This window comes from Pseudomonas sp. BBP2017, assembly GCF_003024385.1.
Lineage (GTDB): Bacteria > Pseudomonadota > Gammaproteobacteria > Pseudomonadales > Pseudomonadaceae > Aquipseudomonas.
In genome coordinates this window covers 54,331-73,574 of the sequence record NZ_PVZN01000016.1, presented here as the reverse complement: position 1 = coordinate 73,574, position 19,244 = coordinate 54,331, and the positions used below count along the sequence as shown (strand labels likewise).

The following is a 19,244-nucleotide window of genomic DNA, read 5'->3' as shown; positions in this document are numbered from 1 at the left end:
ATGAGCGCCGCCACCGCCCGTTCGCCCTCTTCGGCATCGCAGCTTCAGGCTCAACAGCGAGTCCTGCGGCCTGAGCTGAGCAGCGCCCATGTGCGCTTTATCGGCCTGGGCAAGACATATCCGGGGCAAGCCACGCCGGCGCTTGAAGCCATCGACCTGAACATCCAGCGCGGCGAAATTTTCGGCATCATCGGCCGCAGTGGTGCCGGCAAATCGTCGCTGATCCGCACCATCAATCGTCTCGAGCAACCGAGCGTTGGCCGGGTGCTGATCGACCAGATCGATATCGGCGAATTCGACGAAGACCGCCTGGTACAACTGCGCCGACGCATCGGCATGATCTTCCAGCACTTCAACCTGATGTCGGCCAAGACGGTGTGGCAGAACGTCGAACTGCCGCTCAAGGTTGCCGGTGTGCCCAAGGCCCAACGCCAGCGCAAGGTCGCCGAGTTGCTGGAACTGGTCGGCCTGGAACAGAAACACCACGCCTATCCGGCGCAGTTGTCAGGTGGGCAAAAGCAGCGTGTCGGCATCGCCCGGGCGCTGGTCCACGATCCGGATATCCTCCTCTGCGATGAAGCCACTTCGGCACTCGACCCGGAAACCACGGCGTCGATTCTTGAACTGCTGCGCGACATCAACCAGCGCCTGGGCCTGACCATCGTACTGATTACCCACGAAATGGCGGTGATCCGCGATATCTGCCAGCGGGTGGTGGTGCTCGAACGCGGACGCGTCGTTGAGCAGGGCGCGGTCTGGCGGGTCTTCGGCGATCCTCAGCATGATGTCAGCAAGACCTTGCTTGCGCCTTTGCAAGCAGCCTTGCCGAGCCGCTTGCAGAGCCTTCCGCAGCCCCAGGCAAACAGCGCCGAAGCAGGCCTGGTACTGGATCTCAAGATCAGCGGCAGTGATCAACAGGCCCCAGAGTTATCCACATTGCTCACCAGCCTCGGTGGCCAGGTCCGTTTGCTGCAAGGCGGCATCGAGGCCATTCAAGGCAGACCGCTGGGGCGGCTGGTGCTGTCGGTGACCAACTCCCCGCACAGCCATGAACAGATAATTCAACGTGCCCGGCAATGGGCCACGCAGGTAGAGGTGCTGGGTTATGTGGACTGATCGCTTGCTCCAGGGTGTACTCGATACCCTGCTGATGGTCGGTGTGTCATCGCTGATCGCGTTACTTGCCGGGATACCGTTGGCGGTGATCCTGGTCACCAGCGGCAAGGGCGGGATTTACCAGGCGCCGACCCTGAACCGGGTGCTCGGGGCCTTCGTCAACCTGTTCCGCTCGATCCCGTTCCTGATCCTGATGGTCGCGCTGATCCCCTTCACCCGCCTGATCGTCGGTACTACCTATGGCGTCTGGGCTGCGGTGGTGCCACTGACCATTGCCGCCACGCCGTTCTTTGCGCGGATCGCCGAAGTCAGCTTGCGCGAAGTCGACCATGGCCTGATCGAAGCCGCCCAGGCCATGGGTTGCCGACGCTGGCATATCGTCTGGCACGTATTGCTGCCCGAGGCCCTGCCAGGCATCGTCGGCGGTTTCACCATCACCCTGGTGACCATGATCAACTCCTCGGCCATGGCTGGTGCCATCGGCGCGGGTGGCCTGGGCGACATCGCTTACCGCTATGGCTACCAGCGTTTCGACAGCCAGATCATGCTCACCGTGATTGTCATGCTGGTGGTGCTGGTGGCCTTGATCCAGCTAGGTGGTGACCGGCTGGCCACAGGTTTGAACAAACGCTGACCTACCGCTTGAAGGGGCTACCGGTGGGTGGGCTTGCCCCGCGATAGCGGTCTGTCTGCCAAACAGCATCGCGGGGCAAGCCCGCACACAGGGTTCCTATTGAATCTGCTCAGGGGTAACGATCACCCAGTTCTTGTCCGCCGTCACCGGCAAGCCCTCTTTGGCCTGAGCTGCCGCGTTCTGGGCAATCATGCCGTTGAGCTGATCCATGTACTTGGCTTTGCGATTTATCCACAGGTGAATGCCCCCTTTGCTGACATCGACACTGTGGAACTGCATATAGCCGTCACTGGTGGGGGTATCGCCACCGACCAGCACCGGCTTCTTCCATTGGTCGATGTAGGTAAGGATGGCTGCCTGCTTGCCCGCCATCCAGGTTGCCGGGGTCCACAGATAAGGCGTCAGTTCCAGGTCCAGGTTGGCCTGCGGGTCATAGCGGCCAGCGCTGATCTGTTTGCGCGCGGTGGTCAGGGCGCCATTCTCGCGGTCCTTGAGCAGCAAACTGACACCAATGACATTCTGCGGTTTGACGTTGTAGCCGTATTTTGGATCAGAGGCGACCATGCGCACCAGTTCCTCGGACGCGGCGGTCATGACATACACCTCGATACCATTGGCCATCAGCTTGTTGAACAGCTCGGTCTGGCCAGTGAAGACTTTCGGCGGCTGCACCTCGATGGTCTTGACCTGATCACCCTCGAAATAAGTACTGGGGATCGGCTTGCCCGAAGCCATCAGTTCATCGACATAGCCCTTGAGCTCTTTGAGGGTGAAGCCGGAGAACACCTGGGCGACCCAGGGATAGCAGACCATGTCGTCGATTTCGCAGAGCCGGTAGTAGTAGCTGAACAGGCTCTCCCTGTGTTCGGCAGTGTCTTTGAATGGCATCAGCTTCAACGATGGATCGAGCTTTTCCCGGCTGAGTAAACCCTTGTTTTCCATGAACGGCAGCAGCGACTCTTCAAGGTCGAAACGGTAGCTGGTGTTGTCCATGTCAAAGACTGCGTAATTGCCTTTGTTGGCATTGGCCGCAATCATCGTGTCCAGCTGCTTGGCCGCATCAGCAGGCCAATGCTTGAGTTCGCTGGCCCAGGTTTGACCGGCCAACAGCAGCGCCAGGCCGGCGGCGAAAACTTTCGGAGCAGACATCATGTGCATTTCTCCAGAAAAGAGGCTCGCCCAAGCTAGCCAAAGCAAAGAGCTGAGTACGACCTGACAACGACGCCAACACACTCCTCAGCGGCGTTGTACATGCCATTTGCGACACGCCTATATTCCAAAAACGACTATACAAATTACCTTTTGATATAAATTCGTTCGTTTTCATGCTGTTAGCATTTCTGTTCGCAATCGCACACAGAGGCGATGCCCCGCTTTTTCTCTGGAGCTTCAATGAATCTGCCGCTGTCACTCAATCTGCTGGCGTTCCTGGCATTGCTGCTAGGTCTGGCACAAACCCGTCATGGCAACTGGAGCCTGGCCAAGAAAGTCCTGGTCGGCCTGGTCCTCGGTGTGCTGTTCGGGGCTGCCCTGCATGCCATCTATGGCGCTGGCGACCCGGTGCTCAAGGCCACCATCAGCTGGCTCGATCTGGTCGGTAACGGCTATGTGCAGTTACTGCAGATGATCGTCATGCCGCTGATCTTCGCCTCGATCCTCAGCGCCGTGGCCCGCCTGCACAATGCCTCGTCGCTGGGCAGGATCAGCTTCCTGACCATCGCCACCCTGCTGTTCACCACGGCGATTGCCGCGCTGATCGGTATCGTCCTGACCAACCTGTTCGGCCTGAGCGCCGAAGGGCTGGTCGCCGGCACCGCCGAAACCGCACGGATGCAGGCGATCCAGAGCGACTACGTGGGCAAGGTCGCCGAGCTGAATATCCCGCAGCTGCTGCTGTCGTTCATCCCCAGCAACCCGGTGGGCGACCTGGCCCGGGCCAAGCCGACCTCAATCATCAGTGTGGTGATCTTTGCCGTATTCCTCGGCATGGCCGCCCTGCAGCTGCTCAAGGATGACGCGGAAAAGGGCAATCGCGCCCTGGCCGCCATCGACACGCTGCAGGCCTGGGTGATGCGCCTGGTACGCCTGGTGATGAAGCTCACCCCGTATGGCGTGCTGGCGCTGATGACCAAGGTGGTGGCCAGCTCGAACCTGGACGACATCCTCAAGCTTGGCAGTTTCGTCGTGGTGTCTTACATCGGCTTGGGCCTGATGTTTGTGGTGCATGGTCTGTTGCTGGCGATCAGCGGCGTCAATCCGCTGCGCTTCTTCCGTAAGGTCTGGCCGGTACTGACCTTTGCCTTCACCAGCCGCTCCAGCGCCGCCAGCATCCCCCTGAGCATCGAGGCGCAAACCCTGCGCCTGGGCATTCCGCAGTCGATTGCCAGCTTTGCCGCCTCGTTCGGTGCGACCATCGGCCAGAACGGCTGCGCCGGTCTGTACCCGGCGATGCTGGCAGTGATGGTGGCGCCAGCAGTGGACATCAACCCGCTGGATCCGCTATGGATTGCCACACTGGTGGCTATCGTAACCTTGAGCTCGGCCGGCGTGGCCGGGGTGGGTGGCGGTGCAACTTTCGCCGCGCTGATCGTGCTGCCGGCCATGGGCTTGCCGGTGGAACTGGTGGCCTTGCTGATCTCGGTTGAACCGCTGATCGACATGGGTCGTACGGCGTTGAACGTGAATGGCTCGATCACGGCGGGGGCGATTACCAGCCAGATGCTCAAGCAGACTGACAAGTCAGTGCTTGAGGCTCAGGAGCATGCGCAGCTGTCGCATTCCTGAGTTTTATCGCCGGCAACGCCGGCTCCTACCGCGCCCTGTAGGAGCCGGCATTGCCGGCGAAGCGTTCTTAGATCCTTTCCCAGATCTCGAAGTGATACGTCGGCTTCTCTCCCTGCGCCGGATTCTCCTGGCTCGACGCCAGCCGCCACTGCGCCGCATCGAACTCAGGGAACCACGCATCCCCTTCCGGGCTCAGCTCAACCCGCGTCAGGTACAGCCGATCGGCCAGACCACGCTCAATGGCTTGGGTATACAGCTGCGCGCCACCAATCAGCATCAGCTCATCGACACCCTGCTCCAGCGCCCACTGCTCGGCACGCACCATCGCCTCATCGAGCGAAGCAAACACTTCGGCACCGTCAAGCTGCAGCCCGGGCTGGCGGCTGACCACCAGGTTCAAACGCCCAGGCAATGGCCGGCCCAGCGAATCCCAGGTCTTGCGCCCCATGATGATTGGCTTGCCCAGGGTGGTGGCCTTGAAATACTTGAAATCCCCCGGCAGGTGCCAGGGCATGCTGTTGTCGATGCCGATCACACGGTTCTCGGCGAGCGCCGCGATCAGGCTGAGGGGAAGTGATGTTTTCATGCTGGCGAGGATAGCAAAGCCCGATCGTCGATGCCTGGGTTATGCTTTGGGCTGACTTGATCAATGGAAGACCGCGTGACTGCACTGACTGACCTGGACAAACGCTGGCTGACTGAGGCGGTACGCCTGCGCGAGGAACATGCAGGGCCCCTGGAGGATCAGCAAGCCAATCGCTGTGCCCGGCAACTGGGCGGCGACCTGCCAACGCGCATCGAACAGCGCGCCTTGTGGCTGGCCGACCGCGACGGCATGCGCAGCGCCCTGCAGCACTGGAAGCATGGTGCGCGGCTGGCACTGGCGCTGTTGCTGGTGCTGGCGATCTGCAGCGGCGCCGGCCTGGCCCTGGCCGCCCTCGGCGACAGCCAGCGTCCGGTGAATGTGTTCTGGGCGCTGGGTAGCCTGCTTGGCTTGAACCTGTTGTTGCTCGCAGGGTGGGCCATGGGTTTTTTCTTCGCGGGGGAGCAAGGCGCAACCCTGGGCAAACTGTGGTTGTGGCTCAGCGAGAAGTTCGCCCGTGATGCCCAGGCCGCGCATTTGGCGCCCGCACTGTTGGTACTGCTACAACGCCAGAAACTCAACCGCTGGCTGCTTGGGCTACTGGTTCATAGCCTGTGGCTGGTGGCCCTGGCCACAGCGCTGCTGATGCTGCTGGTTCTGCTCGCTACCCGGCGTTACGGTTTCGTCTGGGAGACTACCATTCTCGGCGCCGACACCTTTGTCGGACTGACCCAGGCCCTCGGCGCCCTGCCTGCCCTGCTCGGTTTCAACGTGCCGGACATCGACATGATCCGCGCCAGCGGCGACAGCCAACCCGCTCTTGAACTGGCCCGCCAGGCCTGGGCCAGTTGGCTGCTCGGAGTGTTGCTGGTGTTCGGCATCCTTCCACGTTTGCTGCTCGCCGCCTTGTGCCTGTGGCGCTGGCGCAGCGGCCGCAAGCGCCTGGGGCTGGACCTTAACCTGCCTGGCTACAGCCAGTTGCGCGAGGCGTTGATGCCCAGCAGCGAGCGCCTTGGTGTCAACGATGCCGCGCCGGAAGCCCTGCCGCAGATTGTCCGTGGGGTAGGTGATGAACACAGTGACGGGGCCTTGCTGGTCGGCCTGGAGCTGGACGACCAGCACCCCTGGCCGCCCGCACTGCCCGCCACGGTTAGCAACGCTGGCGTGCTCGACAGCCGCGAATCGCGCAACAAGCTACTGGAACAACTCAGCCGCTTCCCGCCGGCACGCCTGGCCATCGCCTGCGACCCACGACGTTCGCCAGACCGCGGCAGCCTGGCACTGCTCGCCGAACTTGCGCGCAATGCCGGCGCCACGCGCATCTGGCTGTTGCAGGCCCTGCCCGGCCAGGCCCTGGACGCCGATCGCCTCGGTGACTGGCATCAGGCACTCGACCAGCTGGGGCTGGAGCATGCCGACAGCGCCCCGCTGAACTGGCTGGAGCATGGCCATGACTAAGCCGCTGAAACTGGCCGTGGTCGGCCATACCAACGTCGGCAAAACGTCGCTGTTGCGCACCCTGACCCGCGATGTCGGCTTTGGTGAAGTATCCCATCGACCCAGCACCACCCGCCATGTTGAAGGCGCACGCCTGTCGGTGGATGGCGAACCGCTGCTGGAGCTCTACGACACCCCGGGCCTGGAAGACGCCATTGCCCTGCTCGACTACCTCGAACGCCTGGAACGGCCGGGCGAACGCCTCGACGGCCCGGCACGGCTAGAGCGTTTTCTTCAGGGCAGTGAAGCGCGCCAGCGTTTCGAGCAGGAGGCCAAAGTGCTGCGCCAGTTGCTGGCCAGTGATGCCGGTCTGTATGTGATCGATGCCCGCGAACCGGTGCTGGCCAAGTACCGCGATGAGCTGGAAGTCCTCGCCAGCTGCGGCAAGCCGCTGCTACCAGTGCTCAATTTTGTCGCCAGCAGCGACCATCGCGAACCTGACTGGCGTGAAGCGCTGGCCCGGATCGGCTTGCATGCGCTGGTGCGTTTCGACAGTGTCGCGCCTCCGGAAGATGGTGAGCGCCGCCTCTATGAAAGCCTGGCGCTGATGCTGGAAAAGTCCCGCCCGGCCCTGCAACGTTTGATCGACGACCAACAGGCCCAGCGCCTTGCCCGCCAGCTCAGTGGCAAGCGCCTGATCGCCGAGCTGCTGCTCGATTGCGCCGCCTGCCGCCGCAGTGTGCTGGCCGAGCCGGGTGCTGAAGCGGTCGCCATCGAAGCGTTGCGCAAGGAAGTTCGCCAACGTGAACAACGTTGCGTCGAGGCCTTGCTCAAGCTGTATGCGTTTCGCAAGGACGATGCCAGTGCCAGCGAACTGCCGCTGCTGGATGGACGCTGGGGCGACGACCTGTTTAACCCCGAGACCCTCAAACTGTTGGGGGTGCGCCTTGGCAGCGGAGTGGCCGCAGGTGCGGCGGCGGGTGCCGGTGTCGATCTGCTGGTCGGCGGTTTGACTCTGGGTGCTGCGGCGCTGGCTGGAGCCATAGCCGGCGGGGCATTGCAGACCGCGCGCAGCTACGGTTCACGGCTGCTCGGCAAGCTCAAGGGGCAACGCGAACTGAGCGTGGATGACAGCGTGCTACGGCTGTTGGCCCTGCGTCAGCATCAGTTGATTCAGGCGCTGGACAGCCGCGGGCATGCGGCGATGGAGCGGATCAAGCTGAGCGCGCCGCAAGAGCAGAGCTGGCGTGAAGGCAAGCTACCGGACGCTTTGAGCAAAGCGCGCGCGCATCCGCAGTGGTCGTCGCTCAACCCGGGGGCGCGGGTCAATCAGGCTGAGCGCCAGGAGCAGATCGACTTGTTAGTGCAGGAGCTTTAGGGCCTTGGCCTTGAGCACATCCAGGTCAATCACCGGCACGTGCATCTCCTTGGCCAGCTCATCCCACTCACGCATGCGCAGGCTCACCTTGCACAACGGATCGCGCTCGAAAGCATCCGCCTCGGCTTCGCTCATTACCCCACCCTGATACGCCAGGGTGCGCCGGCTGGCTTCGCTCAAACGCTGGTAATAGCCCGGTTTACGCAAGGTCAGGTAACGCTTGGCCTCGACATGGTATTGCACCAGCTTCGCCAACCGCTCACTGAAACCGCAACGACGCAGGTAGTTGGCGCCGACCTGCTCGTGGCTGACCACGCCGTAGCCGCCCATGTCCCCTTCGGCGCCACCACAGATATGGCCGATGTCATGGAAGAACGCCGCCAGTACCACTTCATCATCGAAACCTTCGTCCAGGGCCAGCTGCGCTGCCTGGGACATGTGCTCCAGCTGCGACACCGGCTCGCCGATGTAATCCTCATCACCATGCTGCTGGTACAGGGCGAAGATCTCGCTGACAACCTGTTCGGCCGTTCTCATGGTTATCCCCTCAAGCGCTTTCGTTGAGCAGGTGAGCGACATGCCGCTCGGCCAGGGCCGGACCGACGCTCATGCCGACGCCGCTGTGCATCAGCGCGGCGCTGATGCCTGGCGCCACCTGCAACAGCGAAAACGGCCCGGGTCCGCCAGAACCATAGACGCCTTGCCAGCGCTCGACCACCTCGATACGTCCACCGAGGGTGTGCTCGGCCAGTTCGATCATCCAGTTGTCGATCTGCTCGGCATTGAACGGAGTGGCATCGCTGCCATAAGCATGCGAGTCGCCGATGATCAGCTCGCCATGGGGTGTGGGGCTGATCAGCAAATGAATGCCATGCGCCATCAGCTGCGGGCTGTCGCTGTGCAATTGCGCCTTGAGGGCCTGAGCCTGAGGCAGATCGGCGAAGGCGCCGTAATGCACGCAACTGAGCCCCGTCAGCAGCGCGTGTTGCAGGTCCAGCTTGAAACGCGGCCGGGCACGCAACATCTGCAAGCGGCAAACCTGCGGTTGTAGCTTGGCGATGGGCTCGGCGAGCAGGGTCTGGTAGTCATGCCCGGAGCACACCACGATCTGCGCGGCGCGGAAATCGCCTGCAGTAGTCGAGACCTTTCCAGGTTCGATATCGCGCACCAGGGTAGAGAAGTGAAACTGCACATCCAGTTCCTGTTGCAGGAAGCGGATCAGTGTGGGGATGGCTTCACGGGAGTACAGTTGCTGGTCTTCCAGGCCGCACAACGCCGCACGGTGATGGCGGAACTGACCGCCATACAGATCGTTCAGGGCTGCACCCGCCAGCAGCTCGACCTTGTAGCCCTGCTCCACCGCCCGTTCAGCGCAAAAGGCCTCCAGCAGTTCCTGTTCAAGGGCAGTACGCGCGAACAACAGCGAACCATTGCTCTTCAACTCGAAGCCGGCCTGACGCGACCAGTGCCCCCAGATCCCGCGGCTGGCCTTGGCCAGTTCGAGCATTTCACCCGGCGGTTGACCGGTTACCAGGGCCTGGCCGAAGTTGCGCACCGAGGCGCCCAGTGGGGTAGCCGTGCGCTCAAAAACACGCACCTTGAGGCCACGCCGGGCAGCGGCGTAGGCATGGGACAGGCCAAGAATGCCGGCGCCGACAATTAATAGATCGGTCATTTGGATCTCCTTCAGGATCGCGGGGCAAGCCCGCTCCCACAGACGGTGGGAGCGGGCTTGCCCCGCGATGCGGTCTTACTGCTGCGCTACCTTCTCCGACTTACCGTCATAGCGCTTACGCCATTCGGCCAGGATGGTGTCGCGATTCTTCGACGCCCAGGCAAAGTCGTTTTTGATCAGGCGCTGCTCGTAGTCTGCCGGCAGTTCAGTCTGCGGCTTGGCAATGCCAGGCTGTGCCAGCACGGCGAAGTTTTCCTTGTACAGCTCCATCGCCGCCGGGCTTGCCGAGAAGTCGGCCAGGCGCTTGGCAGCGTCTTCATGCTTGCTGCCCTTGAGCACCGCAGTGGCTTCGATTTCCCAGCCCAGGCCTTCCTTCGGCAGGACGATGTCCAGTGGCGCGCCCTGACGCTTGAGCTGCACGGCCGGGTATTCGAAGGAGATACCAATCGGGAACTCACCGGCCGCCGCCAGCTTGCAAGGCTTGGAGCCGGAGTGAACGTACTGGCCGATGTTCTGGTGCAGGCCGTCCATGTATGCCCAGCCCTGCTTCTCACCAAAGGTCTGCAACCAGGCGCTGACATCCAGGAAACCAGTGCCGGACGACGCCGGATTAGGCATGACGATCTTGCCCTTGTACTCAGGCTTGGTCAGGTCCTGCCAGCTCACCGGCTTGGTCAGGCCCTGCTTCTCGGCTTCGATGGTATTGAAGCAGATGGTCGCGGCCCAGACGTCCATGCCGACCCAGGCTGGTGGATTGGCCGCATCACGGTAGTTGCCGCCGATCTTGTCCAGGTCCTTCGGTGCATAGCTTTGCAGCATGCCCTGCTGGTCGAGGATCGCCAGACTGGATGCGGCCAGGCCCCATACTGCGTCGGCCTGCGGACGGTCTTTTTCGGCCAGCAGCTTGGCGGTGATGATGCCGGTGGAGTCACGTACCCACTTGATCTCGATATCCGGGTTGGCCTTTTCGAAGGCCTGCTTGTAGCTCTTGAGTTGTTCGGCTTCAAGTGCGGTATAGACCGTCAGCTGGGTTTCGGCGGCAGCGGCCTGCAGGCTGAACGCAGTGAGGACGGCAGCGGCAAGAGCAAGTGGCTTGAACATGATGCGGTTCCTTTGAACGGTACGAGGGTTGGGTAGAGCAGTCAGTGGCCCGGTGCGCGCTGGCGCCAGGCTTGGGAACGTTGCAGGAGGCCGCGCGAGGCCCAGGCCAGGAGCAGCGATACGCTGGCGCTGGTCAGCAGGATCAGGGTCGACATCGCTGCCGCGCCACCGACGTTGCCGGCATCGTCCATGTTCAACACAGCGACGGCGGCAAGGATGGTGTCCGGGCTGTAGAGGAAGATCGCCGCCGACACCGTGGTCATCGCCGATACGAACAGGTAGCGGATGATGTCCAGCAGCGCTGGCAGGCAGATCGGTACGGTGACCCGCAGAAAGTGCCGGTACAGCGGTGCCTTGAGCGACAGCGCGGCCGCCTCGAACTCGCCGTCGAGCTGACGCAGGGCGGTGGTCGCGGTCATGTTGGCGGTGGTCAGGTAGTGCGCAATGGTGCACACCACCAGCAGCGCCATGCTGCCGTAGAACACGTGCAGGGGGTTGCTGGTGAGGTTGAAGAAGAACACGTAGCCCAGGCCCAGAACCAATCCAGGTACCGCCATCGGCACGAAGCTGAGCAGACGCAGCACCAGATTGAGCGCGCGCTGGCCCTTGGTCTTTTCCATCAGGTAGGCACCGGTGAAGATCACCGCGCTGCCGATCAACGCCGTGCCCAACGCCATGGTCAGGCTGTTGGTGTAGGCCAGCCAGCCGCCACCGGCCGTTTCATCGAACTGATAGTGCTTGAGCGACAAAGTCATGTTGTAAGGCCAGAAGGTCACCAACGACGAGTACACCGCCATGCCCACAACCAACAGCAGCACCGCGCAGACCATCAGAACAATCGCCAGGAACCAGGCATCACGACGGCGCGACGGTTGCGGCAGGAACACCTGGGCGCGACCACTCATCGAATCACCCTGGCGCCGACGCAGCCAGGCATCGACGGTAAAGCTGAGCAGTGCCGGCACCAGCAGAACCATGCCGATCAAAGCGCCGCGACCGAATTGCTGTTGCCCGACCACGGCCTTGTAGGCCTCCAGGGCCAACACCTGATAGTCGCCACCGACCACCACTGGCACACCGAAATCGGTGATGGTCAAGGTGAACACCAGGCAGAACGCGGCGAACACCGCCTGGCGGGTGGCCGGCCAGGTAATGCTGTAGAAGGCGCGCCAAGGGCCGGCGCCCATGCTCGAAGCGGCATCGAACAAACGTGCGTCGGCCAGAGACAGCGCCGAGAGCAGGATCATCAGGGCATGGGGAAAGGTGTAGATCGCTTCACCGAGGACAATGCCCCAGAAGCCATAAATGTTGTCGCTGAGCAGCCCGCGCAGCATGCCCTGGTTGCCGAACAGATAGACCAGGGCGATGGCCGGCAGCATCGAAGGTGCCAACAACGGCAGCAACGAGATACCACGCCAGATACGTTTGCCGGGGATCAGCGTGCGTTGCAAGGCATAGGCGAACAGGTAGGCCAGCGGCACGACAATCGCGGCGACGCTGAGCGAGACTTTGAGGCTGTTGCCGAGCAGCCAGTGAAAGTTGGCGCTGGCAAACAATTCGCGCGCGGCAACCAAGCCACCGCCCTGCCCGGCATCACTGCTGAAACCACGCCAGAAGATCGCCAGCAGCGGCATCAACACCGCGACCGTCAGTAGCAGCAGCAGCAGCCATTTACCGCCGACCACGAACAATCTATCACCCAGTGAAGCGCCGGAGCGCTGTGCTGCCTTCGCCTGCGCGATCGGCATGGCCATTGGCGCGGCCATCTCAGGCAAACACCTGCAGGCTGCGCGGTGGCAGGGCGACCCAGATATCCTGGGAGCCCAGGCGCGGCATCGACTCGGGTGCGACTTCGGCCAGCAGGGCGTGGCCCGGCAGCTCGTTGAACTCGAAACTCATCCGGCAGCGGTTACCAAGGAAGGTGATCTCGCGCACCCGTGCCGGGAACAGGTTTTCTTCATGGACCGGCGGATTGACGCTGATCGCTTCAGGGCGGCAGAACAAACGACCGCTGCGAGCCTGACCGGCACCCTCGGCCAGACGCATGTTCAGCGCGCCGACCTGCGCATGACTGTCACTGTGACGCTGGAACGGCAACCAGTTGCCCTGGCCAACGAACTCGGCCACGAACGGCGTGGCTGGCTTGTCATAGATGTCTTGGGGCGTGGCGTATTGCTCGACCTGACCGTTGTTCATCACCGCGATGCGGTCGGCCATGAGCATGGCTTCGTCCTGGTTGTGGGTGACCATCAGGGTGGTGATGCCCAACTGGCGTTGTAGCTGACGCAGCTCGGTACACAGGTGCTCACGGACCCGGGCATCGAGCGCCGACATTGGCTCATCGAGCAACAGCAACGAAGGTGCCGGGGCCAAGGCGCGAGCCAGGGCTACACGCTGTTGCTGACCACCGGAGAGCTGTCCGGGATACTTTTTCTCGCTGCCGGACAGACCGACCAGCTCAAGCATCTGCGCCACACGCTGGCGCACCTCGTCACGGCCGCTTCCAGCCAGGCCGTAGGCAATGTTGGCCTCGACCGTCAGGTTCGGGAACAGCGCATAAGACTGAAACAGGATGCCGTAGTCGCGGGCCTGGGGCGGCAACTCGGAGATGTCGCGATCGCCGATGTACAGGGTGCCACGGTCCTGGCGCTCGAGACCTGCGATGCAGCGCAACAACGTGGTCTTGCCACAGCCGGACGGGCCCAGCAGACACACCAGCTCACCGGCGGCGATGTCGAGGGAAACATCCTGCAGGGCGGTAAAGGCGCCGAAGCGCTTGTGGATACCGCGCACTTTCATCTGTGCGCCGGGGTTTGCGACTGGAGAGTTCATGGCAGGACCTCATCGAACGAATGAGGGCCATGCTAGGGAGGTAATGCGAAGGTTCTGTGGCTGGGAAGCAAAAGATGGTGATAGTGGTATAGGCAGATTTTGGTGTTGCCTTTAGATTTCCAGTGCTGAAACTTCCTGTGCCACCCCCAGAAAAGCCGCAGGCAGCCGCGCCTGGCGCCGCTCCTTCAGGCAATACAGGTATTCATGCATCACTGGCGCATTGTCCAGGCTCAACACCCGCAACTCCGGGTTATGCGGCACTTCATGACGGGCAATGATGCTGATGCCGATATTGCGCAACACTGCTTCACGAATCGACTCACGGCTGCCAATCTCCAGAATCGAACCTACCTTGACCCCAGCTTCTTCAAGCATCTGCTCGGTCAATTTACGTGTGGTCGAGCCTTGTTCACGCACCAGCAGGCAGTGCCCTGCCAGCGCCGACAGCGGCAGCGATTCTCGGCTGGCCAATGGATGATTGCGGTGCACCGCCACCACCAACGGATCGGTACCCAGCACCCGGCGTACCAGGCGTGCGTCCTCCAGCAGTTGCGAGGACGCCGCCAGGTCCACGCGATAGTCTTCCAACAGTTCCAGCACCTGCTGGGAATTGCCGATTTCCACCGAGACTTCAACCTGCGGCAAGCGCTCGCGAAAGATTTTCACCAGATCGAGGATGTAATACGGCGCAGTGGCGGCAATGCGCAATCTGCCCTGGCCCTGACCACTGTTGCGCAGGAAGAACTCAATGTCGGCTTCCTGCTGCAGCAGGGTCTTGACCATCGGCAGCAGCCGCGCACCGTCATCGCTGAGGGTCAGGCGCCGGCCGCCACGGTAAAACAGCTCCACCGCGTACTGGCTTTCCAGGTTGCGGATCTGTGTGGTCACGGTCGGCTGGCTGAGCCCGAGTTTCTTCGCCGCCAGGGTAATGCTGCCCAGGCGGGCAACCATGTAGAAGGCTTTCAACTCGGAACTCAACATACTTCCTCTATTTTCGCAGCAGGCGCAGGCCGTTGAAGACCACCAGCAAACTCACGCCCATATCGGCGAACACCGCCATCCACATGGTCGCCATACCGGCGAAGGTGACCGCCAGAAAGATCGCCTTGATCCCCAGCGCCAGCACGATGTTCTGGGTCAGGATCGCTGCGGTCTGACGCGAGAGCCTGACGAACGCCGGGATTTTGCGCAAGTCATCGTCCATCAGCGCGACGTCGGCGGTCTCGATCGCCGTGTCAGTGCCCGCTGCGGCCATGGCAAAGCCGATCTCCGAGCGGGCCAGTGCCGGGGCGTCATTGATACCGTCGCCGACCATGCCGACCCGATGTCCTTGAGCGTACAGGTCCTCAATGGTTTTGAGTTTGTCGGCAGGCAACAGGTTGCCATGGGCCTGGTCGATACCGACCTGGGCGGCAATGGCCTGAGCAGTATGGGGATTGTCGCCGGTGAGCATGACAGTCTTGATCCCCAGCTCATGCAGTTCGGCAATCGCCTCGCGGCTGCTGTCCTTGACCGTGTCTGCCACCGCGAAAAAGGCCAGCGGACCGGACTGGTCGAGCAGCAGCACCACGGACTTGCCCTGGCGCTCCAGCGCATCGAGCTGGGCTTCAAGCTGCGGTGAGCACAAGCCAAGCTCCTCGACCAGGCGATGGTTGCCCAGGTGATAGAGCGCACCGTCGACTTCGCCGCGCACGCCACGACCGGCCAGGGCTTCGAACGCCGAGACTTCACTCAGGGTCAGTTGCTGCTCTTTGGCTAATACCGAAATAGCACGCGACACCGGATGATCGGAACGGTCGCCGAGGCTTGCGGCCAGCGCCTGGGCGCGATTTTCGAACAGCGGATCAAGGACGAAATGATCGGTCTGCACTGGCTTGCCGTGAGTAATGGTGCCGGTCTTGTCCAGCGCCAGGAAGTCGAGCTTGCGCACACCTTCCAGGTACACCCCGCCCTTGACCAGGATGCCTTTGCGCGCTGCCGCAGCCAGACCGCTGACAATGGTCACCGGGGTGGAAATCACCAAGGCGCATGGGCAAGCCACCACCAACAACACCAACGCGCGGTAGATCCAGTCGAACCAAGCACCTGCCATGAACAGCGGAGGAATCACTGCAACGGCCAGAGCGAAGACAAACACCGCCGGGGTATAGATGCGCGAGAACTGATCGACAAAGCGCTGGGTCGGCGCGCGGGCACCCTGGGCCTCCTCAACGGCCTTGATGATCCGCGCCAGGGTCGATTGCCCAGCTGCCGCCGTCACCCGGTATTGCAGAGAGCCGGCCTGGTTGATCGTGCCAGCAAAGATCTTATCGCCCGGGCCTTTTTCCACCGGCAGGCTCTCACCGGTAATCGGCGCCTGGTCGATGCTCGACTGGCCACTGACCACCTCGCCATCCAGGCCGATACGCTCACCGGGGCGCACCCGCACCAGCGCCCCCAGCGCCACTTGCTTGACCTCGACTTCACGCCACTGGCCATCGGCCTGCTGCACCGTAGCCATGTCCGGGCTCAGTTGCATCAGCCCGCCAATCGCATTACGCGCGCGGTCCAGCGAGCGTGCCTCGATCAACTCGGCGACGGTAAACAGGAACATGACCATGGCCGCTTCCGGCCACTGGCCGATCAATACCGCGCCGGTCACGGCGATACTCATCAGCGCGTTGATGTTCAGGTTGCGGTTCTTCAGGGCGATCCAGCCCTTTTTGTAAGTGCCCAAGCCACAACTGAGGATCGACACCAGCGCCACTAGAGCGACCACCCAGGAGGGCGCCAGCTCGGCGAAGTGAATGCCTTCGGCGGCAATTGCCGCAACCCCGGACAACGCCAACGGCCACCAGTGCTTTTTCCCTGGTGCCGCAGGCGCGGCAGGTTCTTCGCTGCCCTCGGCCAGCGGTTCGGCCTGCATGCCCAGCGAAGCCACGGCTTGTTCGATGGTCAAGGTATCGGTATGGGTATGCCGAACCCCGAGGATGCGGTTGATCAGGTTGAATTCCAGTTGTTCGACGCCCGCCAGCTTGCCCAGCTTGTTCTGGATCAGCGTCTGTTCGGTCGGGCAATCCATGGCCTCGATGCGGAAACGGCTCAGGCGCGCATCGCCGCTGACAGATTCACCCAACTGCACCAGCGCTGGCGCAGCATCGTGGGAACAGCAGCTGTGGGCATGCTTATGGCTGGCGTGATCATGCGGGTCTTTACCCGGGGTATGGCTGACAGGCTGGTTCATGGGTTCATCCTTAAATGTCCTGTTGCTAAGTGAACACCCTGTAGCCACTATAGGGTCAAGCAACCTGCCGAGGTATTTTCAGATGAAGATCGGAGAACTGGCCAAAGCCACCGACTGCGCAGTGGAAACCATCCGTTACTACGAGCGGGAAAATCTGCTGCCGGAGCCTGCGCGCAGTGAGGGTAACTACCGGCTATACACCCAGGTCCACGTCGAGCGCCTGACCTTTATCCGTAACTGCCGCACCCTCGACATGACCCTGGAAGAGATCCGCAGCCTGCTGCGCCTGCGTGACAGTCCGGACGACCAGTGTGAAAGCGTCAACGCCCTGATCGACGAGCATATCCAGCATGTGAAGGCGCGAATCGACGGGTTGCAGGCGTTGCAGGCGCAATTGCTGGAGCTGCGTCAGCATTGTCATCCCAAGGAAGTGCAGTGCTCGATCCTCCAGCACCTGGAGGTCAATGGTGCAGTGACGGCTCCCGAGGCGGAGCATTCACATGTGGGCAGGAGCCACGGGCACTAACTCACGTTATGCCCTGTAGGAGCCAGCATTGCTGGCGATGTCCGGCAAAGCCGGGCCAAGGGGGCGACGCTGTCGCCCATCGCCAGCAACGCTGGCTCCTACAGCCGGGAGGGCTCAGACCGCCATTGGTGCGGTCATTGGCGCATGGTGCTCGTATCCTTCAAGGCTGAAGTCGCTCGGCTCGACCTTCTCCAGCCACTCCGGCTCGTACACGCCGGTCTTGGCATACTCCGGCACACGATCATTGATCACCAGCTTCGGCGCCGCCAGTGGCTCACGCTTGAGCTGTTCGTTGAGCATGTCCAGGTGGTTCTCGTAGACGTGCGCATCACCGATGAAGTAGGTGAACCAGCGCGGCGTGTAACCGGTCAGGCGACCTACCAGCGACAGCAGTGCGGCGCCTTCGGTGAGGTTGAACGGTGTACCCAGGCCCAGGTCGTTGGAGCGGATGTAGAGGGTCAGGGAGATTTCCTTGGTCTCGACATTCGGATGGAACTGGTACAGCAGGTGGCATGGCGGCAGGGCCATTTCGTCAAGCTGGGCGCAGTTCCAGCCGTGGAACAGGATGCGGCGGCTGCCCGGGTCTTTGTGAATGGTGTCGATGCACTGGCGAATCTGGTCGATCGCCTTGTACAGCACCACGAAGGCTTCGCCGTCTTCTTCAGACGCAGCAATTTGCTGGAAGCCCTGGCTCTGCGCCAGCTCGATCGCCGCCGGGTTGCTCAACGGGATGCGCTTGTAGGCCGGCCACTGGCGCCATTGCACACCGTAGATCTCGCCGAGGTCGTCATGCCCCTGGCGGAACGGGTTGGCCAGCCACTGGGCGTTTTCGTTGGCATTCTGGTCCCAGACCTTGCAGCCCAGTTCACGGAACTCGCCGGCATTCTTCACCCCACGCAGGAAGCCGACCATTTCACCGATCGCCGACTTGAACGCCAGTTTGCGGGTGGTGATGGCCGGAAAGCCTTTCTGCAGGTCGAAGCGCAGCGAAGCGCCAGGCAGGCTGATGGTGCGGATACCGGTACGGTTACCCTGCAGGGTGCCGTTTTCGATGACGTCGCGGACCAGATCTAGATACTGTTTCATGGCTTACCTGTAGCAAAGACGGCAGGGGATCACCCTGCCGTGGAAAATCAAACGGCGGCCTTGGCCGTGGGTTTACGGTTGTAGGCCCACCAGATCAGGCCGATGCCGCCGAGGATCATCGGCACGCAAAGCAACTGCCCCATGGTCAACCAGCCGAAGGCAATGTAGCCCAGCTGGGCATCGGGAACCCGCACAAACTCAACGATGAAGCGGAAGATCCCGTAGAACAGCGCGAACATGCCGGAAATGGCCATGGTCGGGCGCGGCTTGCGCGAGTACAGCCAAAGGATCAGGAATAATGCCACACCTTCCAGGGCGAACTGGTACAGCTGCGACGGGTGACGTGGCAGTTGCGCCGGATCGCTGAACGGCGGGAAGACCATGGCCCACGGTACGTCAGTGGCCTTGCCCCACAGTTCGGCGTTGATGAAGTTGCCGATGCGACCGGCACCCAGGCCGATCGGCACCAGCGGCGCAACGAAGTCCATCAGTTCGAAGAACGACTTGTTGTTGCGTTTACCAAACCACAACGCCGCCAGCATCACGCCCATAAAGCCGCCGTGGAACGACATGCCGCCCTTCCACACTTCGAAGATCAGCGCCGGGTTGGCCAGGTAGGCGTGCAGATCGTAGAAAAGCACGTAACCCAAGCGTCCGCCGACGATCACGCCCATGGACAGCCAGAACACCAGGTCCGAAAGCTTTTCTCGGCTCCAGGTCGGATCGAAGCGGTTCAGTCGACGCGAGGCCAGCAGCCAGGCGCCGCCGATGCCGATCAGGTACATCAGGCCGTACCAATGGATTTTCAGCGGTCCCAGGGCAATGGCCACGGGATCTATCTGCGGGTAAGGCAGCATGGTGACTCCTCT

The 19,244-nt window shown here is 62.1% G+C and carries 17 protein-coding genes; 6 read left to right on the top strand and 11 right to left on the bottom strand.

The features are described 5' to 3' along the window. Positions 1-1,116 (top strand): methionine ABC transporter ATP-binding protein, encoded by a 1,116-nt coding sequence (locus C6382_RS18640; protein WP_107025832.1) that lies wholly within the window; start codon positions 1-3, stop codon positions 1,114-1,116. Beyond that, positions 1,106-1,750 (top strand): methionine ABC transporter permease, encoded by a 645-nt coding sequence (locus C6382_RS18635; protein ID WP_107025831.1) that lies wholly within the window; start codon positions 1,106-1,108, stop codon positions 1,748-1,750. The genes C6382_RS18640 and C6382_RS18635 overlap by 11 nt, the downstream gene beginning before the upstream one ends. A 96-nt stretch (positions 1,751-1,846) precedes the next feature. On the opposite strand, the gene C6382_RS18630 is transcribed toward C6382_RS18635, so the two are convergent. Further along, entirely contained in the window at positions 1,847-2,902 is a 1,056-nt protein-coding gene (locus C6382_RS18630; RefSeq protein WP_107025830.1) for a phosphorylcholine phosphatase, read from the bottom strand. Positions 2,903-3,142: 240 nt separating this feature from the next. Between C6382_RS18630 and C6382_RS18625 the strand changes: the two genes are divergently transcribed. Next, entirely contained in the window at positions 3,143-4,534 is a 1,392-nt protein-coding gene (locus C6382_RS18625; protein WP_107025829.1) for an L-cystine transporter, read from the top strand. 67 nt (positions 4,535-4,601) lie between these two features. On the opposite strand, the gene C6382_RS18620 is transcribed toward C6382_RS18625, so the two are convergent. Next, a complete protein-coding gene (locus C6382_RS18620) occupies positions 4,602-5,120 on the bottom strand; it encodes a dihydrofolate reductase (RefSeq protein WP_107025828.1) in 519 nt (172 codons plus the stop codon). Between the two features lie 63 nt (positions 5,121-5,183). Here C6382_RS18620 and C6382_RS18615 point away from each other — a divergent pair, with 63 nt between their 5' ends. After that, complete coding sequence (locus tag C6382_RS18615) at positions 5,184-6,575, top strand: DUF2868 domain-containing protein (protein ID WP_178082794.1); 1,392 nt, start codon at positions 5,184-5,186, stop codon at positions 6,573-6,575. Further along, on the top strand, positions 6,568-7,932 hold the full coding sequence (locus C6382_RS18610) for a GTPase/DUF3482 domain-containing protein (protein WP_107025827.1): 1,365 nt from the start codon (positions 6,568-6,570) through the stop codon (positions 7,930-7,932). Before C6382_RS18615 ends, C6382_RS18610 begins: the two co-directional genes overlap by 8 nt. Here C6382_RS18610 and C6382_RS18605 read toward each other — a convergent pair. The 7 genes from C6382_RS18605 to C6382_RS18575 form a co-directional block, all read right to left on the bottom strand. Then, positions 7,915-8,469 carry a phosphonate degradation HD-domain oxygenase gene (locus tag C6382_RS18605; RefSeq protein ID WP_107025826.1) on the bottom strand — a complete coding sequence of 185 codons (555 nt, stop codon included), beginning with the start codon at positions 8,467-8,469 and terminating at the stop codon, positions 7,915-7,917. The two genes, C6382_RS18610 and C6382_RS18605, sit on opposite strands and share 18 nt — an antisense overlap. A gap of 10 nt (positions 8,470-8,479) precedes the next feature. Then, positions 8,480-9,607, bottom strand: a complete 1,128-nt coding sequence (locus C6382_RS18600) for a TIGR03364 family FAD-dependent oxidoreductase (RefSeq protein WP_107025825.1) — start codon at positions 9,605-9,607, stop codon at positions 8,480-8,482. A gap of 75 nt (positions 9,608-9,682) precedes the next feature. Then, positions 9,683-10,708, bottom strand: coding sequence for a putative 2-aminoethylphosphonate ABC transporter substrate-binding protein (locus C6382_RS18595; protein WP_107025824.1), 1,026 nt, complete (start codon positions 10,706-10,708; stop codon positions 9,683-9,685). 41 nt (positions 10,709-10,749) lie between these two features. Then, a complete protein-coding gene (locus C6382_RS18590) occupies positions 10,750-12,474 on the bottom strand; it encodes a putative 2-aminoethylphosphonate ABC transporter permease subunit (protein ID WP_107025823.1) in 1,725 nt (574 codons plus the stop codon). A 1-nt stretch (position 12,475) separates the two neighbouring features. After that, the gene (locus C6382_RS18585; RefSeq protein WP_107025822.1) at positions 12,476-13,540 is read right to left on the bottom strand and encodes a putative 2-aminoethylphosphonate ABC transporter ATP-binding protein; all 1,065 of its coding nucleotides are present in this window, start codon (positions 13,538-13,540) and stop codon (positions 12,476-12,478) included. A 111-nt stretch (positions 13,541-13,651) separates the two neighbouring features. After that, positions 13,652-14,521 carry a LysR family transcriptional regulator gene (locus tag C6382_RS18580; RefSeq protein ID WP_107025821.1) on the bottom strand — a complete coding sequence of 290 codons (870 nt, stop codon included), beginning with the start codon at positions 14,519-14,521 and terminating at the stop codon, positions 13,652-13,654. A 7-nt stretch (positions 14,522-14,528) separates the two neighbouring features. Further along, the gene (locus C6382_RS18575; RefSeq protein ID WP_107025820.1) at positions 14,529-16,763 is read right to left on the bottom strand and encodes a heavy metal translocating P-type ATPase; all 2,235 of its coding nucleotides are present in this window, start codon (positions 16,761-16,763) and stop codon (positions 14,529-14,531) included. A gap of 82 nt (positions 16,764-16,845) precedes the next feature. On the opposite strand from C6382_RS18575, the gene cadR reads away from it, so the two are divergent. After that, the gene (gene cadR / locus C6382_RS18570) at positions 16,846-17,289 is read left to right on the top strand and encodes a Cd(II)/Pb(II)-responsive transcriptional regulator (RefSeq protein ID WP_107025819.1); all 444 of its coding nucleotides are present in this window, start codon (positions 16,846-16,848) and stop codon (positions 17,287-17,289) included. Between the two features lie 114 nt (positions 17,290-17,403). On the opposite strand, the gene C6382_RS18565 is transcribed toward cadR, so the two are convergent. Beyond that, complete coding sequence (locus C6382_RS18565) at positions 17,404-18,375, bottom strand: thymidylate synthase (RefSeq protein ID WP_107025818.1); 972 nt, start codon at positions 18,373-18,375, stop codon at positions 17,404-17,406. 47 nt (positions 18,376-18,422) lie between these two features. Then, positions 18,423-19,232 (bottom strand): prolipoprotein diacylglyceryl transferase, encoded by an 810-nt coding sequence (lgt, locus tag C6382_RS18560; protein ID WP_107025817.1) that lies wholly within the window; start codon positions 19,230-19,232, stop codon positions 18,423-18,425. Positions 19,233-19,244 lie beyond the last annotated feature (12 nt).